This window comes from Modicisalibacter radicis (assembly GCF_900961225.1).
Taxonomy (GTDB): domain Bacteria; phylum Pseudomonadota; class Gammaproteobacteria; order Pseudomonadales; family Halomonadaceae; genus Modicisalibacter.
Map to the genome: position 1 here is coordinate 1 of NZ_CAAHFN010000135.1, position 468 is coordinate 468.

Annotated in this window: 1 protein-coding gene; it reads right to left on the reverse strand. The window is 43.4% G+C overall.

Annotated features, from left to right (window positions below):
* The coding region (locus HR9077_RS20950; protein ID WP_136069239.1) for a phage tail protein at nucleotides 1–468 on the reverse strand (468 nt) is incomplete at both ends.

The window sequence follows — 468 nt, forward strand, 5'->3', positions numbered from 1 at the left end:
GTTTAGTTTGTAGTCGCCGTTGTCTTGCATTTCTGATTTTAATAAACGAAATGGCTTATTGATCCAACCTAGTTTTTTATGGCTGATCGGCACTACATCGCCCACAGTAAACTGCATGGCAATAGGGGCGGCGGTAACATTAAAATTAAGTGCCTCGCGGCTTAGCATAGCAATTACGCGCGCCATTTGGCGGGCTTCGTAATAATTGGTGCAGCTTGATACTTTAAAACGGTATTCTAGTAATACGTTGTTGTCTTGTGCTAACCATTGCTGCTCTAGATCACTGCCTTTTTCTGGCCAATATGCGTCCTGTGCGCTGTAATTAAGCGCTTTGTCAATGTACTCAACAATTACGCGGTTATAGCGTTTACTTTTGCCGCCCTCGGTGTATTTTAACGATGATTTAAAGTGTGTTTCGTTTAGCACTTCGGGCGTGACTGGGTCGTCTTGCTCAATGATCAGTGATAA